General features: G+C 73.3%; 17 protein-coding genes. 5 read left to right on the plus strand and 12 right to left on the minus strand.

Going from position 1 to position 15,006, the window contains the following annotated elements:
• Window positions 1-54: 54 nt before the first annotated feature.
• The 3 genes from argJ to ACFXDE_RS14985 form a co-directional block, all read right to left on the minus strand.
• Window positions 55-1,227: a bifunctional glutamate N-acetyltransferase/amino-acid acetyltransferase ArgJ gene (gene argJ, locus ACFXDE_RS14975; protein ID WP_380494440.1), complete on the minus strand. Its 1,173-nt coding sequence runs from the start codon at window positions 1,225-1,227 to the stop codon at window positions 55-57.
• 11 nt (window positions 1,228-1,238) lie between these two features.
• Window positions 1,239-2,267: an N-acetyl-gamma-glutamyl-phosphate reductase gene (argC, locus tag ACFXDE_RS14980; protein ID WP_380443602.1), complete on the minus strand. Its 1,029-nt coding sequence runs from the start codon at window positions 2,265-2,267 to the stop codon at window positions 1,239-1,241.
• A gap of 104 nt (window positions 2,268-2,371) precedes the next feature.
• On the minus strand, window positions 2,372-3,574 hold the full coding sequence (locus ACFXDE_RS14985) for a methyltransferase (protein WP_380494293.1): 1,203 nt from the start codon (window positions 3,572-3,574) through the stop codon (window positions 2,372-2,374).
• A gap of 84 nt (window positions 3,575-3,658) precedes the next feature.
• Here ACFXDE_RS14985 and ACFXDE_RS14990 point away from each other — a divergent pair, with 84 nt between their 5' ends.
• Both ACFXDE_RS14990 and ACFXDE_RS14995 read left to right on the plus strand, forming a co-directional pair.
• Entirely contained in the window at window positions 3,659-4,072 is a 414-nt protein-coding gene (locus ACFXDE_RS14990) for a VOC family protein (protein WP_380443598.1), read from the plus strand.
• A 23-nt stretch (window positions 4,073-4,095) separates the two neighbouring features.
• Window positions 4,096-4,470: an RNA-binding S4 domain-containing protein gene (locus ACFXDE_RS14995; protein ID WP_380494295.1), complete on the plus strand. Its 375-nt coding sequence runs from the start codon at window positions 4,096-4,098 to the stop codon at window positions 4,468-4,470.
• 1 nt (window position 4,471) lies between these two features.
• Here ACFXDE_RS14995 and ACFXDE_RS15000 read toward each other — a convergent pair whose 3' ends face one another.
• The 3 genes from ACFXDE_RS15000 to ACFXDE_RS15010 all read right to left on the minus strand — a co-directional run bounded on the left by ACFXDE_RS15000 (window position 4,472) and on the right by ACFXDE_RS15010 (window position 6,050).
• Window positions 4,472-4,606 carry a hypothetical protein gene (locus tag ACFXDE_RS15000; protein ID WP_380494297.1) on the minus strand — a complete coding sequence of 45 codons (135 nt, stop codon included), beginning with the start codon at window positions 4,604-4,606 and terminating at the stop codon, window positions 4,472-4,474.
• Between the two features lie 33 nt (window positions 4,607-4,639).
• Entirely contained in the window at window positions 4,640-5,017 is a 378-nt protein-coding gene (locus tag ACFXDE_RS15005; protein WP_380494300.1) for an HD domain-containing protein, read from the minus strand.
• A 151-nt stretch (window positions 5,018-5,168) separates the two neighbouring features.
• Complete coding sequence (locus tag ACFXDE_RS15010; protein WP_380443592.1) at window positions 5,169-6,050, minus strand: SAM-dependent methyltransferase; 882 nt, start codon at window positions 6,048-6,050, stop codon at window positions 5,169-5,171.
• 237 nt (window positions 6,051-6,287) lie between these two features.
• On the opposite strand from ACFXDE_RS15010, the gene ACFXDE_RS15015 reads away from it, so the two are divergent.
• Window positions 6,288-7,199, plus strand: coding sequence for a polysaccharide deacetylase family protein (locus ACFXDE_RS15015; RefSeq protein WP_380494302.1), 912 nt, complete (start codon window positions 6,288-6,290; stop codon window positions 7,197-7,199).
• Between the two features lie 40 nt (window positions 7,200-7,239).
• Window positions 7,240-8,226, plus strand: coding sequence for a ketopantoate reductase family protein (locus ACFXDE_RS15020; protein WP_380494304.1), 987 nt, complete (start codon window positions 7,240-7,242; stop codon window positions 8,224-8,226).
• Between the two features lie 29 nt (window positions 8,227-8,255).
• Here ACFXDE_RS15020 and ACFXDE_RS15025 read toward each other — a convergent pair whose 3' ends face one another.
• A complete protein-coding gene (locus ACFXDE_RS15025) occupies window positions 8,256-9,074 on the minus strand; it encodes an SDR family NAD(P)-dependent oxidoreductase (protein ID WP_380443586.1) in 819 nt (272 codons plus the stop codon).
• Window positions 9,075-9,381: 307 nt separating this feature from the next.
• Here ACFXDE_RS15025 and ACFXDE_RS15030 point away from each other — a divergent pair, with 307 nt between their 5' ends.
• Complete coding sequence (locus ACFXDE_RS15030; RefSeq protein ID WP_380443584.1) at window positions 9,382-10,251, plus strand: 3-hydroxybutyryl-CoA dehydrogenase; 870 nt, start codon at window positions 9,382-9,384, stop codon at window positions 10,249-10,251.
• A gap of 77 nt (window positions 10,252-10,328) precedes the next feature.
• Here ACFXDE_RS15030 and ACFXDE_RS15035 read toward each other — a convergent pair whose 3' ends face one another.
• The 5 genes from ACFXDE_RS15035 to ACFXDE_RS15055 all read right to left on the minus strand — a co-directional run bounded on the left by ACFXDE_RS15035 (window position 10,329) and on the right by ACFXDE_RS15055 (window position 14,955).
• Window positions 10,329-11,420 carry a sugar ABC transporter substrate-binding protein gene (locus ACFXDE_RS15035; RefSeq protein WP_380494307.1) on the minus strand — a complete coding sequence of 364 codons (1,092 nt, stop codon included), beginning with the start codon at window positions 11,418-11,420 and terminating at the stop codon, window positions 10,329-10,331.
• 249 nt (window positions 11,421-11,669) lie between these two features.
• Window positions 11,670-12,506 carry a chitosanase gene (locus ACFXDE_RS15040; RefSeq protein ID WP_380494309.1) on the minus strand — a complete coding sequence of 279 codons (837 nt, stop codon included), beginning with the start codon at window positions 12,504-12,506 and terminating at the stop codon, window positions 11,670-11,672.
• 108 nt (window positions 12,507-12,614) lie between these two features.
• Entirely contained in the window at window positions 12,615-13,595 is a 981-nt protein-coding gene (locus ACFXDE_RS15045; RefSeq protein ID WP_380494311.1) for a hypothetical protein, read from the minus strand.
• Window positions 13,592-14,521, minus strand: a complete 930-nt coding sequence (locus tag ACFXDE_RS15050; protein WP_380494313.1) for an ATP-binding cassette domain-containing protein — start codon at window positions 14,519-14,521, stop codon at window positions 13,592-13,594. Before ACFXDE_RS15050 ends, ACFXDE_RS15045 begins: the two co-directional genes overlap by 4 nt.
• Window positions 14,518-14,955: a GntR family transcriptional regulator gene (locus ACFXDE_RS15055; protein WP_380494315.1), complete on the minus strand. Its 438-nt coding sequence runs from the start codon at window positions 14,953-14,955 to the stop codon at window positions 14,518-14,520. The genes ACFXDE_RS15050 and ACFXDE_RS15055 overlap by 4 nt, the downstream gene beginning before the upstream one ends.
• Window positions 14,956-15,006: the final 51 nt, after the last annotated feature.

Consider the following 15,006-nt stretch of genomic DNA (forward strand, 5'->3'; position numbering starts at 1 on the left):
GATGCCGCGGCTCGGGTTGCGCGGACCAGGATGGCGTGGGCGAAGTGACGCCGGTCAGGTCGAGTAGGCGCTGTTCTCGTGAACGTAGTCGGCCGTCAGGTCGTTGGTCCACAGCGAGGCGCTCGCCGTACCGGCGTTGAGGTTCGCGGTGATGACGACGTCCCGGCCGCTCATGTCCACCAGGTCGCGGTCCTCGCCGACGCCGCCGTCCTTGCAGACCCAGACGCCGTTGATGGCGACGTCCAGCGCGTCGGGGTCGAAGGCGGCGCTGGTGGTGCCGATCGCGGCCAGCACCCGGCCCCAGTTGGGGTCCTCGCCGTGGATGGCGCACTTGAGCAGGTTGTTGCGGCCGATCGTGCGGGCGACGTCGACGGCCTCGTCCTCGGTGGCGGCGCCGGTGACGTCGATCCGGATGTCCTTGCTCGCGCCCTCGGCGTCGGAGATCAGCTGGCGGGCGAGGTCGGCGCTGACGGTGCGGACGGCCTCGGCGAACTCGGCCGCGTCCGGAGTGACGCCGCAGGCGCCGGAGGCGAGCAGCAGCACGGTGTCGTTGGTCGACATGCAGCCGTCGGAGTCGATCCGGTCGAAGGTGGTGCGGGTGGCGCCGCGCAGGGCCGCGTCGAGGGCGGCGGCGTCGGCGACGGCGTCGGTGGTGAGCACGACCAGCATGGTGGCGAGGCTCGGGGCGAGCATGCCCGCGCCCTTGGCCATGCCGCCGACCGTCCAGCCGGCCGGGCTGGTGACCTGGGCGGTCTTGTGGACGGTGTCGGTGGTCTTGATGGCGATCGCGGCGGCCTCGCCGCCGGTCGCACTGAGCTCCTGGGCGGCCAGGGCGACGCCGGGCAGCAGGATGTCCATCGGCAGGCGGACGCCGATCAGGCCGGTGGAGGCGACGGCGACCTCGGCCGCGTTGACCTTCAGTTCCTCGGCCGCCTTCTCGGCGGTGGCGTGGGTGTCCTGGAAGCCGAGCGGGCCGGTGCAGGCGTTGGCGCCACCGGAGTTGAGGACGACGGCGGAGACCAGGCCGCCCTTGAGGACCTGCTCGGACCACAGGACGGGCGCGGCCTTGACGCGGTTCGCGGTGAACACTCCGGCGGCGGCGAACGAGGGGCCGTCGTTGACGACGAGGGCGAGGTCAGGGGTGCCGGAGGCCTTGATGCCGGCAGTGACCCCGGCGGCGCGGAAGCCCTTGGCGGCCGTCACTCCGACGCCGACAGGACTGGTCACGGCGGGACTGGTCACGGTGCGACTCCGTTCAGGGGAAGGCCCAGGTCCTCGGGCAGGCCGAGGGCGATGTTCATGCTCTGCACCGCGCCGCCGGCGGTGCCCTTGACGAGGTTGTCGATCGCGCTGATCGCGATGATCCGCCCGGCGGCCGGGTCCAGGGCGACCTGGACGAGGGCGGTGTTGGCGCCGTACACGCTGCTGGTCTGCGGCCACTGGCCCTCGGGCAGCAGGTGGACGAACGGCTCGGTCCCGTACGCCTCGGCGTAGGCGGCGCGCAGGCCCTCGGCCGTCACGCCGGGGCGGGCCTTGGCGGAGCAGGTCGCGAGGATGCCGCGCGGCATCGGGACGAGCGTGGGCGTGAAGGAGACGGTGACCGGCTCGCCCGCGAGCGGGCTGAGGTTCTGCGCCATCTCGGGGGTGTGCCGGTGCACGCCGCCGACGCCGTACGGGCTCACGTTGCCCATGACCTCGCTGCCGAGCAGGTGCGTCTTGGCCGCCTTGCCCGCGCCGGAGGTGCCGGAGGCGGCGACCACGACGGCCTCGGGCTCGGCGAGCCCGGCGGCGTAGGCCGGGAACAGCGCGAGGGAGACGGCCGTCGGGTAGCAGCCGGGCACGGCGATCCGGTTGCTGCCCTTCAACGCGGCCCGGTGGCCGGGCAGTTCGGGCAGGCCGTAGGGCCAGGTGCCGGCGTGCGCGGAGCCGTAGAACTGCTCCCAGTCGGCGGCGGCCTTGAGCCGGAAGTCGGCGCCGCAGTCGACGACCAGCACGTTCGGGCCGAGCGCCTCGGCGACCGCCGCGGACTGGCCGTGCGGCAGCGCGAGGAACACCACGTCGTGGTCGGCCAGCACCTCGGGGGTGGTGGGCTCCAGGACACGGTCGGCGAGCGGGATCAGGTGCGGCTGCAGCGCACCCAGCCTCGTACCGGCGTTCGAGCCGCCGGTCAGCGCCCCGATCTCCATCTCGGGGTGGCCGAGCAGCAGGCGCAGCACCTCGCCGCCCGCGTATCCGCTCGCGCCGGCGACGGCGACTCGCAATGCCATGGCGTTCCTCCTTGGTCGTGGCATGAATATACGCAGCACGGAACATTCATGCAAGGAGTATGTGCGGAGACCACCCGCCGGGACCGGCGGGCGGTCGGCCGGGCTCAGCGTTTGACGGCTCGCAGCACCACGAACTTGGGGTTCCCGGCCACGAGTTGGCAGTTGCCGAACAGGCGGCGCAGCTTGGCGTGGTAGCCGAGGTGGCGGTTGCCGACCACCCAGAGCTCGCCGCCCGGGCGCAGGGCGCGGCGGGCGCCGGTGAACATCCGCCACGCGGTGGCGTCGGTGGTCGCCTGGTGCGAGTGGAACGGGGGGTTGTTCAGGACGAGGTCCACCGAGCCGGGGGCGATCACCCCGGGCGCGAGCGCGTCCGCCGTCAGGAACTCGGCCCTGGCCTCGGTGCCGAGGTTCGCCCGGAACGTCTCCTCGGCGGAGGCGACGGCCTGGTGGGACTCGTCGACGAAGAGCAGTTCGGCGCCCGGGCCCGCCAGGGCGGCGGCGGTGCCGACCACGCCGTTGCCGCAGCCCAGGTCGACCACGCGGTCGCCGGGGGCGGGGACCGGCAGGTGGCCGAGGAAGAAGCGGGTGCCGATGTCGAGGCGCTCGGCGCAGAAGGTGCCGGCGTGGTTGACGACCGTGCGCCCGGAGACCGGGCCGATGTCGGCGGGCAGGGCGTAGCGGTGCGGCCACGGGCTGGGGCCGGGGTCGAGCGCCGGGTCGGGGGTGCAGAAGATCAGCCGGGCCTTGCGGACGGCCAGCGAGGTCCGGGTGGGGCCGAGGACCTTCTCGAAGAGTTCGAGGGTGGAGGTGTGGATCTCGGTGACCATGCCCGTGCCGATCACGACCGTGCCGGGGTGGACGGCGGGGGCGAGCCGGTGCAGCTGGTCCTCCAGCAGGGCGAGGCTCTTGGGGACGCGCACCAGCAGGACGTCGATCCGCTCCGGCGGGGTGTCCCGGGTGGTGAGCAGCCGGTCCGGGTCGGCGAGGGCGCCGGCGCGGGCGAGGTTGGCGCGGGTGGCCTCGCGGCCGAGGTGGGAGTCGCCGATCTGCACGGGCCGGTGCGCGGCCAGCGCGGTGGCCAGGGCGCCCCAGCGGTCGCCGAGGACGGCGACGCGGCGGCCGGCCAGCTCGGTGGCGGTGCCGCCGGCGCTGTCGGCCTCGCCGGCGAGGTGGCGCAGCAGGTACTCGTCGGCGGCGTCCCAGGCGCGCAGCCGCTCGCGCGGGTCCTCGGGGTACCTGGTGAGGTCGAAGGTGCCGAACGGGGTGGTGAACGGCGCTGTGGCGGCGGGCGTGCTCTGGGGATTCATCGTCTTCTCAGGCTAGCCGACGAGCCGACGGGGAACGGATTCGGACGGATACTGGAAGAGCCCCGACCGAGAGGGGTGAGGGCGATGGACTGGAAGCTCGAAGTGGTCGTGCTCCCGGTGGCGGACGTGGACCGCGCGAAGGTGTTCTACGAGGAGCAGGCCGGCTTCACCGTCGATCACGACACCCGGCTGCGCGACGGGGTCCGGGTGGTGCAGCTGACGCCACCGGGCTCCCGGTGCTCGATCGTCGTCGGCAAGGGCGTGATCGAGGCACCGCCCGGGTCCGTCAAGGGCCTGCAGCTGGTGGTGGCGGACATCGACAAGGCGCACGCCGAACTGGCGGCGCGCGGCGTGGAGGTCAGCCCGGTGCAGCACTTCGAGGCCGGGGTGCGGGTGAACGGGCACGGCGAGGCCTGGAACTCGTTCGTGTTCTTCAACGATCCGGACGGGAACGGCTGGGCCGTCCAGGAGGCGCCGGCGGCCGTACGCGCTGCATAGAGCCATGGTCCTAGACTTCCGGAATGGCTGAAGACGAGGGAAGCGTCCGCGTGGACAGCTGGATCTGGTCGGTCCGGCTCGTGAAGACGCGCGCGCTGGCGGCGGCCGCCTGCCGGGCGGGGCACGTCCGCGTGAACGGCGAGCGGGCCAAGCCGGCCCAGCCGCTGCGGGCGGGCGACGAGGTGCGGGTCCGCGAGGAGGGGTACGAGCGGGTCGTCGTGGTGCGCAAGCCGATCCGCAAGCGGGTCGGGGCGTCCGTGGCGGCCGAGTGCCTCACCGACCTGAGCCCGCCCCGCCCGCCGCGCGAGCTCGTCGCCCCGTTCTTCGAGCGCGACCGCGGCGCCGGACGCCCCACCAAGCGCGAGCGCCGCGACCTCGACGAGCTGCGCGGGCGCTGAGCTACCGGACGGGATACGCGGCCTGCACGGCGAGCCGACGCGGGGCGTCGTCGCCGATCCGGGTGAGCAGGTCGTCGAGGTCGAGGAACACCTCCCAGGGCGCGCGGCCGGTGGCGGTCGCGAGGCGCTCGACCACGCGGTCCTCCAGGTCGCGGACCCGGCTGTTCTTCTACGCCTTGTCGGCCAGGCTGACCAGCAGCTCCTCGACGGTGGCGCCCGGCTCGCCCCAGCTCGCGTGGCTGCGGGCGAAGCGGGCCAGCCGCTCGGGGACGCCGCGCTCGCGCAGCAGGGCGTGGCCGGCGGGCTCGTGGGCCGAGCCGGGGCCGGAGAGCTCCTCGGGGTGGACGGTCTTGCCGATGTCGTGGGTGGCGGCGCCGTACAGCAGCGCCTCGCGGTCGAGGTCCAGGCCGGTGGCGGCGCAGTGGTCGGCGATCGTCGCGGCGACTTCGTGGACGAGCGCGAGATGCGCGCGCAGCCGGGGCGGGGCGTCGAGGGCGTCCAGGAGGTCGACGACGGCCGGGGGCAGGGGCGGCAGTGCTGGGGTCACGCCGCAGGCTAACCCGTACGGGTGAGGCGTTGTCAGTGCTGCCGTCTAGTGTGCGGAGCAGTGAGTGCGGGAGGGTCCCGGCGCCGGGAGGGGGGTGCCGGGGCCCACCCGCGATCCGACCTGCGGCCCGCGGAGGTGCTCGGGGAGACGGCTATTTCTTGAACGCGACGCCCGCGTACGCGGACACGTCCTGCCAGCCTTCGGGGAGGTCGGTGGTGGAGACGTGGCCGGCGGTGGGGCGCCAGAGCGGGAGCTGGACGAGGCCGGGGCCGGCGAACTCGAAGTCGCCGAAGAAGGGTTCGACGCTCGCGCGCGGGCGCAGCACCAGCGGGGCGCTCGCGCCCTTGTAGATGCGGGCGCCCTCGTCCACGCTCTGCCGCGAGGCGAAGTCGGGGCTGCCGTGGGAGAGGATCAGGGCGCTGCCGGGGGCGAGCGCGTCGCGCAGGGTGGCGACGATCTTCTGCGCGCCCTCCTCGTCGCGGACGAAGTGCAGGACGGCCACCAGCATCAGCGCGACCGGCTCGGCCAGGTCGACGGCGGCGCGCAGGGCCGGGTGGCCGAGGATCGCCTCGGGGTCGCGCAGGTCGGCCTCGATGACCGAGGTGTGTCCGGCGGGGTGGCCGGCCAGCAGCGCGCGGGCGTGGGTGGCGACGATCGGGTCGTTGTCGACGTACACGACGTGCGCGTCCGGGGCGACCTTCCGCGCGACCTCGCTGGTCGAGCCCGCGGCGGGGATGCCGGTGCCGATGTCGACGAACTGCCGGATGCCCCGGCCGGCCGCGAACTCGACCGCGCGGCCGAGGAATTCCCGGTTGGTGCGGGCCAGCAGCGGCAGCGCCGGGTAGGCGGCGATGGCGGCCTCGGCGGCCTTGCGGTCGGCCTCGAAGTTGTCCTTGCCGCCCAGGTAGTAGTCGTACATCCGGGCGGTGTGGGGTATCCCGGTGTCGAGCTCGGTCGGCGGCTGCCAGTCCTCCGCCCCGACCCAGTCCCAGTCCGAACCGCCGGTCGCCGTGTCCGCCGTGTCCTCGTGCATGTCGTTCCGCCCCCATTGCTCACTGCGCTTCCCGCGGCGGGAACGCCCCGCCGCGGTGGTGCCCCGCCCCCGTAGCACGCGGTGCGACCGGATCGTATCCGACGACACGCCGTGGAAACACGGCGAGTTCAGGTTTACGCAGCCCCCACCGAGAGGTGTGTGTGCACGTCAAACAGGGTGTCAACGCGCGTGTTCCCGGATCGCCGCCCCGGCGCGTCGTCTCTATGCTGGCTGCCGATGACTGCCGATCGCCGCGCCGTACTGCGCACCGCCGCCAAACTCGCCGCCCTCTCCGCCGCCGGCGGGGTCCTCACCGCGTGCGGGAGCGGCGCGCCCCGCCGCGCCGACCCGGGCTCGCTCGCCGTGCACCCGGGCAACGTCGACCCGCAGCAGCACGGCGATCCGCAGCACACCACGGACCCCGCGTGGAACGGCGGCGAGGGCCCGGCCTCCCCCGATCCGGCCGCGCCGCAGCCCACCGCCACCGCGGCCCCCGACGCCGCCACCGCGCCGCCCGCCCCGCCCGTGCTGCCGCCGCTCGCCCCCGGCACCCCGCTGGAGGTCGCGTACGGGCCGCGCACCGGCAAGAACGTGGCGCTGACGTTCCACGGCAGCGGCGACCCCAAGCTCGCCACCGCCCTGCTGGAGATCGCCGAGCAGCGCGGCGCCAGGCTGACCGTCATGGCCGTCGGCAGCTGGCTCGACCAGCAGCCGCAGATGGCCCGGCGGATCCTCGACGCCGGCCACGAGCTGGGCAACCACACCCAGAACCACCTCAACATCTCCGCGATGAGCCCGGACCAGGCCCGTGCCGAGATCGCCCAGTGCGCGGAGCGGCTGCAGCGCCTCACCGGCTCGATCGGCCGCTGGTTCCGCCCGTCCGCCGCCCAGTACGCCACGCCGATGGTGCGCGAGCAGGCGAAGGCCGTCGGCTACGAGCACGTGCTCTCCTTCGACGTGGACCCGCGCGACTACGCCGACCCGTCCGCCGCCGAGCTGCAGCGGCGGGTCCTCAACTCGGTGCGCGGCGGCTCGGTGGTCGCACTGCACATGGGCCACCAGTGCACGGTGGACGCCCTGCCGGCCATCCTGGACGGCCTCGCCAAGGCCGGCCTCGGCCCGGTGACCGCCAGTCAGCTCTGCGCCTGACCCGGCCCCCGGCGCACCACCGGCGTGCCATGCTTCGCGCATGCGCTACATCATCATCGGGGCGGGCGCGGTCGGCGGCACGATCGGTGCCCGGCTGCACGAGAGCGGGCGCGACGTCGTGCTGGTCGCGCGGGGAGCGCACTTCGCGGCGCTGCGCGAGCACGGGCTGACGTTCGGCGCACCGGACGGCACCCGGACGCTGCCGGTCCCGGCCGTGTCCGGGCCGGAGGAGCTGGAGCTGCGCCCGGACGACGTCCTGGTGCTCGCCGTCAAGACGCAGGACACCGCCGGCGCGCTGGCCGCGTGGGCGCCGCGCCCGGTCGCCGGCGGCGGCACGGCGGGCGAGCGGCTGCCGGTGGTGTGCGCGCAGAACGGGGTGGAGAACGAGCGGCTCGCGCTGCGCCGCTTCCGCGAGGTGCTGGCGGTGTGCGTCTGGATGCCGTCCACCCACCTGGAGCCGGGGCGGGTCAGCGCCGGCGGCACGCCCGTCAGCGGGGTGCTGCGGATCGGCGCCTACCCGGCGGGCGCCGGCGGGCGGGCCGACCGGATCGCCGCGGACCTGGAGCGGGCGGGCTTCAGCGCCCCGGTCGAGGCCGACGTGATGGGCTGGAAGTACACCAAGCTGCTCGGCAACCTCGGCAACGCCCTGAACGCCGTCGCCGGCCCGTACGAGGGCGAGCTGCGCCGCGGACTGTACCGGAACCTGATGGCGGAGGGCGCGGCCGTGCTGGCCGCCGCCGGGATCGCGCACCACGACCCGGAGGAGATGGTCCGGCTGGTCGACGCGACGCTGCGGATCGAGCCGGTCGCGGGGGCCCCGCGCGGCGGCAGCTCGACCTGGCAGAGCCTGGCGCGCGGGGCGGGCTCGATCGAGACGGACTACCTGAACGGCGAGATCGTGCTGCTCGGACGGCTGCACGGGGTGCCGACGCCGGCCAACGAGGCGTTCCAGCGGCTGGCCGAGGAGTTCGCCCGCACCGGCCGGGCGCCGGGCAGCCTGACCGACGAGGAGCTCGCCGCGATCTGAGCCCGACCCCGGGCGGGCCGCCGAAGGCCTCAGGCCATCGGGTCGTCGTCCTTGTACGGGCGCAGCCGCAGCGTCCTCGCGTCCGTCCCGCGGATCTCCTCCGCGCGGCGGACGAGCTCCGCCAGGTCGTCGCGCCCGGCGTGGATGAAGCGTCCGTGCAGCGCGTCGAACCGGCCCCGCGCCGCGTCGACGGTGACCGCGACCATGTACGGGATCGAGCCCCAGGCCTTCATGTCCCGGAACATCGGCATCCCGGCCGTCATGTCGGTGGCCACCGCGCCGGGGCTGATGTCGAGCACGACGACGCCGTGCTCGGCGAGCGAGTCCGCCATGTTGTCGGAGAGCTTGAGCAGCGCGCCCTTGGACGTCGCGTACGCGGTGTAGTGGCCGTCCGGGCGCAGCGCGAAGCCGGAGTTGAGGTTGACGACGCGGCCGCGGCGGCGCTCGACCATGCCGGGCAGGACGCAGCGCAGGAGGTTGTAGGGGCCGCGCAGGTTGGTCTCGACGACCTGCCACCACTGGTTGGGGTCGGTCTCCCAGATCGGGGCCTCGGTGCGGTCCACCTGCCCGGCGTTGTTGACCAGCAGGTCGACCGGGCCGAGGTCGCGCTCGACGAGCCGGACGGCCTCGCGCACCGAGCCGGGGCGGGTGACGTCGGCCGTCACGGCGACGCCGCGCGAGCCGTGCCGGACGCACTCCTTGAGCGTGTCGGTGAGCGTCGCGTGGGTGCGGCCGACCAGGCCGACGGCCATGCCCTCGGCGGCGAGCCCGATGGCGATCTCGCGGCCGATCCCGCGGCCGGCTCCGGTGACCAGGGCGACCTGCCCCGTGAGCGATCCCGTCGGCACTGCGCGCTCCCTCGTCCGTCCCCGGCCCCCGTCTGCGGCATTCTGTCGGGCGCCGGGCGGCCGCGGGTCCGGGCGCACGGGCGGGCGGAGCGCCGTCACCCGTTCGGGTGCGTGGTGCCGGGCGCGGCACCGGGCCGGGGAGGGGGTGACCTACTGGCCGGTAGGGAGTAGTAACGTCGTCGGGACGGTGCACCGGTGCACCCATTCCGGCACACCGGCCCGTAGTCCAGCAGCACCGCTGGGCCGACCAGCGCCACGCTGGGCCACCTGTCGCTGGGCGACCCCCAGCACCACCGAAGGGCAACTAGTGAGTGACATCGCGCGCGTCGGAGTGATCGGCTGCGGCCTGATGGGGTCGGGCATCGCGGAGGTCTTCGCCCGGGCCGGGCTGGACGTCCTGGTGTCCGAGGCCAGCGGGGAGGCCCTGGAGTTCGGCCGCACCCGGCTGACCAACTCCCTGGAGACGGCGGTCAAGCGCGGCAAGCTGGCGCCCGAGCAGCGGGACGAGGCCCTGGCCCGGCTGTCCTTCACCACCGACCTGGCCGACTTCGCCGACCGCGACCTGGTCGTCGAGGCGGTCGCCGAGCGCGAGGACATCAAGGTCCAGATCTTCCAGACCCTGGACCAGGTGGTCCAGCGCCGCGACGCGATCCTCGCCTCCAACACCTCGTCGATCCCGATCGTCAAGCTGGCCGCCGCCACCTCGCGGCCCGAGCAGGTCATCGGTCTGCACTTCTTCAACCCGGCGCCGGTGCAGAAGCTGGTCGAGGTCATCCCGACCCTGACCACCTCGGGCGCCACCACCGAGCGGGTCGAGGCCTTCGCCACCGAGGTGCTCGGCAAGGAGCCGATCCGCGCCCGCGACCGGGCCGGCTTCGTCGTCAACGCCCTGCTGGTGCCGTACCTGCTGTCCGCGGTGCGGATGTTCGAGTCGGGCGTGGCCACCGCCTCCGACATCGACAAGGGCATGGAGGCCGGCTGCGCCCACCCGATGGGCCCGCTGCGGCTGTGCGACCTGATCGGCCTGGACACCATCGTGTCGATCGCCGAGTCGATGTACGACGAGTACAAGGAGCCGCTGTACGCCGCTCCCCCGCTGCTGTCCCGGATGGTCGACGCCGGCCTGCTCGGCCGCAAGTCCGGCCGCGGCTTCTACGACTACACCGCGAGCGTCTGAGCCGTCCGGCCGACGCACGAAAGGGCGCGCCCGCACCGGATCTCCGGTGCGGGCGCGCCCCTTTTCCGGCGCTCCGGCTACTGGACCCCGGCCGAGGCGCAGGCCGCCGCGAACTGCTGGGTGCAGATGTCGGCCGCCTTGTAGAGGCCGCCGCCGACCACCGTGGCCTCGACCTTCGCCTTGGTCACCACGATCGGGGTGAGCAGCAGCGAGGGGATCTGCAGCCCGTTGCTGGAGGTGAGGGTGGTCGCGGTCGTGCTGATGTCCATGCCCTCGGCGAGCTGGACGGCGATGCTGCCGGCCGCGTCCGTCTCCGGCTTGTACGGCTTGTAGATGGTGTAGGCCTGCTCGCCGGTGAGGATCCGGCGCACCGCGTCGATGGACGCGTCCTGGCCGCCCACGGGGACGTTCTTGATGCCCGCGGTCTTCAGCGCGTCGATGACGGCGCCGGCCATGCCGTCGTTCCCGGCGTAGACGGCCTGGATGCCGTCCTTCCCGAGGCTCTGGATGGCCTCGTTCATCTTCGCCGTGGCGACGTCGGTCTTCCACTCGCCGGACTGCTCGTAGGCGATCTTCTTGACCTTGCCGTCCAGCACCTGGTGCGCGCCCGCCTTGAACTGCGCGGCGTTGGGGTCGGACTCGGCGCCGTCGATCATCACGACGTTGGCCGAGGAGGCCTTGGAGCCGAGCGCGTCGAGCAGGGACTGGCCCTGGAGCTCGCCGGTGCGCTCGTTGTCGAAGGACACGTACGCGGCGACCTTGCCCTGCGCCAGCCGGTCGTAGGACACGACCTTGATGCCCTTGGCGTTGGCGGCGTCGACCCACGGTGCGGTGACCTTGGCGTCGACCGGGTCGAGCAGGATGACCTTCACGCCCTTGGCGACCAGGTCGTCGAACTGCTTCTTCTGGGTGATCGCCTCGCCGCCCGCGTTGGCGTAGTCGAGGGTGCACTGGGTGCAGAGGCCGGTCACCGTCTGCTGGATCAGCGGCTTGTCGAACGCGTCGTAACGCGTGGAGGAGGCGTTGTCGGGCAGGAGGAGACCGATGGCCTCGCCGCCTCCGCCGGAGGCCGGCTTCTGCGCCGCGCCGGTCTGCCCGCAGGCCGCGAGGGTGAGTGCGAGCGACACGGCGGCCGTGCCCGTGGCCGCGAGACGCATGGCTCTGTTCATGTTCGGTGGTGCCTCCTGTACTGCGCCGCGAACGGTGCGGCAGGGGAGGGAGTCAAGCCCCACCGGGCGAATGCGTCAATAAGGGGAGGAGACTTCGTTATCCCCATGCTCGATTCGTTATGGGATGAACAGGACTTTCACACTTTCGAAGATCGAATTCGGGGTGGATATTGATAATTCAGGGGACTTATTAACCGTGGACCAGGGTGCGGTGGGCCAGGGGGGGATCCCCTCCGGCCCACCGGGGGCTCAGCTCGCTATCGAGTAGCTGTCGCCGTAGACCTTCCAGTGCAGCGGCGGGTTGAGGTCGAAGTTCCCCGCGTCGAGGAAGACCGTCTGCTCGGTGTCGACCCTGCTGGTGTCGGAGTGGGCCTCCTCCTTCTTCATGACCACCTTGCGGGCCTCCAGGAAGGCCTTGAGGTAGGTGGCCTCGTCACCACCCTGGGCCGGGGTCCTGGCCTTCTTCATGGCCGCGGCGCGAATGCCGCCGAAACTGTCGGACCCGTCTCCGGGGCCGTGCATGACGATGGCGTCGTAGTAGGCGAACTGGCCGAGCGCGCGCAGCCCGTCCGCCTTGGCCCGGCCGACGGCGGGGTTGAAGTACACCCGGTCGCGCTCGTCGTTCTGGGCCTGCTGGAAGACCGGGTCCTTGGCGGCGGCGGCCCAGTCCTTGACGAACGGGGTGCCGAGACCGGCGTGCGACGCGCTGCCGTTGACCTTCTTCAGCGCCGGCAGGTACTTGGCGAGGACGTTGCCGGGCTTGAGCGCGGTGTAGTGCTGGACGAGGTCGAGCATGTCGCCCGTGCCGGAGCAGAACCCGATGATGCCGGCGGTGTAGCCGCGCCCGTCACCGATGTCCTCGATGTACTTGTACTGGGCCTTCCAGTCCAACGAGGAGTTCTCCGCACTCGACACCAGCCGCATCGCGATGTCCTTCTCGTGCGGGTCGTCGAGTCCGACTCCCTTGAGCCGGACGGCCGCCGTCGGCGCGGCGCCGGCCGCACCGGCGGCGACGACCACGGCGGGTGCGGCCACCAGGACGGCGGCGAGGGCTATGCCGACGGCACGGCGGGGCTGAGGACGCATGTGCACGCTCCGTTTCCCGTGGGGGTTAGGAAACTTTCCTAACGAGAAATTAGCGCCCAACAGCCCCGCTGCCGCAAGGGTTTTGACACACCCTCCTCAACTTCTCCGTCAGACGGCCCGGCGGCGCACCCACCACACCGCCGCCGCGCAGGCCGCGATCCCCAGGGCCAGCATCCAACCGGCCTCGATGAACTGGAACGGCCAGAAGCGGTCCGCCGGCTGGTACACCTGGTGCGCGGTGTAGCCGCCGTCGCGCACCATCGCCTGGAGGTGGGCGAAGTCGCCGCCGCGGTCGTAGAACTCGCCCGTGCCGATCCGGTTCCCGGCCGGGTCCGAGTACCAGACGTCCAGCACCCAGCGCCCGTCCAGCGAGAGCGGCGTCATCGTGTGCACGGCCTCCTCCAGGGGCGGCCGGTAGTGCGTCCGGAACACCTGGGCGACGAACGGCAGGGCCACGGAGCCCGCGAGCCCGACGCCCACCGCCACCACCGTGCGGCGCAGCACCGCGCCCGCGAGCAAGGCCAACCCGAAGGTCAGCAGCACCCGGCCGGCCATCACCGGCCAGGTCTGCATGAAGATGTCCGGGTTGAACTGCCCCGCCTCGCGGACCAGCGGCTCGCTCCACCACCGTTGCACCACCCCGAACAGCGCGGCCACGACCACGACGGCGCCGCCGACCACGGTCACCGCGCCGACCGTCCAGCGGGAGCGTCCGGCGCCCTGGGTCCACGCGAAGCGGACCGTGCCGTGCTCGAACTCCCTCGCCAGCAGCGGCCCCCCGGCGAAGGCGCCGAACCCGCCGCCGAGCACGTAGAGCACCCCGTCGAGGGTCTGCAACGGCATGCCGTACCGGTGGATGAACTGCTTGTACGTGGCCAGGCACGCGACGGTGTCCGGGTCGCAGGAGTCGGCCCCGAGGCGGTGCAGGCCGGTGTGGACGTACCAGCCGTGCAGCAGCATCGCGACGGACAGCACCGCCATCACGCCGACCAGGGTCAGCACGGCCGTGCGGTGGCGGATGGCGGCGGCGCGCAGGACGGCGCTGCGGCGCGGCGAGGCGGTGGCCGCACCAAGGGCGATTGCGCTCACGACTGCAGGACCTTCTCGTTCGGACGGACGGCCCCGCGCGGGCCGGGGAGGGCGGAGGCGGCCGGCTCGCGCAGGTAGGCGATCACCAACTCCTCCAGGCCGACGCGCTGTTGGCGCCAGCCGTCGGAGACCGGGGCGTCCAGGCCGCCGGTGCGGACCAGCAGGTGGGACTGGACGCCGGCCCGGCGGTCGCGGACCACCGGCAGCCGCCCGGCCACCGCGTCCGCCTCGGCGGTCGGGCCGGTGAGCATCCGGTGGCCGGCCACCAGGTCGTCCACCTCCCCCGCCACCTGGACCCGGCCGCCGCCGAGCACCACCAGGTAGTCGCAGCTCTGCTCCAGCTCGTTGACGGCGTGCGAGGAGAAGACCACCGAGAGGCCGTCCTCGGCCACGGCGGTCAGCAGCACGGCCATGAAGTCGTGCCGGGCGAGCGGGTCGAGCGCGGCCAACGGCTCGTCCAGGAGCAGGAGTTCGGGCCGCTTGGCGAGCGCCAGGGCGAGCGAGACCTGGGCCTGCTGGCCGCCGGAGAGGCGCCCGTACTTGCGGTCCAGGGGGATGCCGAGGCCCTCCAGGTGGGTGCGCGCCCGGTCGGCGTCCCAGCGGCGGTTGAGGTGACGGCCCATCGCGAGCAGGTCGCGCACGCGCAGGCCCGGGTAGAGCGCGGCGTTCTGGGCCACGAAGCCGATCCTGTCCAACGCCTGGGGAGAGCCGGGGAGTTGACTGCCGAGCACGGTCATCGCGCCCGCACTGGGCAGGGTCAGGCCGGCCGCCAGGCCGAGCAGCGTGGTCTTGCCGGCGCCGTTCGGGCCGACCAGGGCCACGACGTGCCCGGCCGGGACGGCGAGGTTGCAGTCCCGCAGCGCCCAGGAGCGGCGGTAGCGCTTGCCCAGCCCGCCGCAGTCGATCACCGTGTCGGCGGCCGTCACGCCACCACCCCGTCCCGGCCTTCACGCAGGTCGCGCAGCGCGTCCTCGAACACCGCGGCCATCCCCCCCTCGTCCAGCCCGGCGGCCCGCGCCGAGCGCATCCAGTCCAGCAACCCCCGCCGCAGCACAGCCCGTTCGCGCAGCGGCACCACCCCGGCGGGCAGCCCGCGCACGAACGTGCCCTGCCCGCGGCGGCCCGCCGCGAGCCCCCGGTGCTCCAGCTCCCGGTACGCCTTCAGCACGGTGTTGGGGTTGATCGCCAGCCCCGCCACCACCTCCCGCACCCGGGGCAGCCGGTCCCCCTCCGTCAACCAGCCCATGCGCAGCGCCTGTTCGACCTGCTGCACGAGCTGGAGGTAGGTCGGGACGCCGGAGGCCGGGTCGAGGCGGAACTCGATCGGCGAGGGCTGCTCATCGGCTTTATCTACTTCCATAGGTAAAGAGATAAGCGACGAGGTGATCGATCGTCAAGTCGGGAAGGCCGG

The sequence above is a fragment of the Kitasatospora sp. NPDC059408 genome, assembly GCF_042751525.1.
GTDB lineage: Bacteria > Actinomycetota > Actinomycetes > Streptomycetales > Streptomycetaceae > Kitasatospora.

Excerpts from the sequence above, each read along its gene's own strand:
- argC (WP_380443602.1), bottom strand. The coding sequence starts at position 2,267 with ATGGCATTGCGAGTCGCCGTCGCCGGCGCGAGCGGATACGCGGGCGGC.
- ACFXDE_RS14985 (WP_380494293.1), bottom strand. The coding sequence starts at position 3,574 with ATGAATCCCCAGAGCACGCCCGCCGCCACAGCGCCGTTCACCACCCCG.
- ACFXDE_RS14990 (WP_380443598.1), top strand. The coding sequence starts at position 3,659 with ATGGACTGGAAGCTCGAAGTGGTCGTGCTCCCGGTGGCGGACGTGGAC.
- ACFXDE_RS14995 (WP_380494295.1), top strand. The coding sequence starts at position 4,096 with ATGGCTGAAGACGAGGGAAGCGTCCGCGTGGACAGCTGGATCTGGTCG.
- ACFXDE_RS15010 (WP_380443592.1), bottom strand. The coding sequence starts at position 6,050 with ATGCACGAGGACACGGCGGACACGGCGACCGGCGGTTCGGACTGGGAC.
- ACFXDE_RS15015 (WP_380494302.1), top strand. The coding sequence starts at position 6,288 with ATGACTGCCGATCGCCGCGCCGTACTGCGCACCGCCGCCAAACTCGCC.
- ACFXDE_RS15020 (WP_380494304.1), top strand. The coding sequence starts at position 7,240 with ATGCGCTACATCATCATCGGGGCGGGCGCGGTCGGCGGCACGATCGGT.
- ACFXDE_RS15035 (WP_380494307.1), bottom strand. The coding sequence starts at position 11,420 with ATGAACAGAGCCATGCGTCTCGCGGCCACGGGCACGGCCGCCGTGTCG.
- ACFXDE_RS15040 (WP_380494309.1), bottom strand. The coding sequence starts at position 12,506 with ATGCGTCCTCAGCCCCGCCGTGCCGTCGGCATAGCCCTCGCCGCCGTC.
- ACFXDE_RS15055 (WP_380494315.1), bottom strand. The coding sequence starts at position 14,955 with ATGGAAGTAGATAAAGCCGATGAGCAGCCCTCGCCGATCGAGTTCCGC.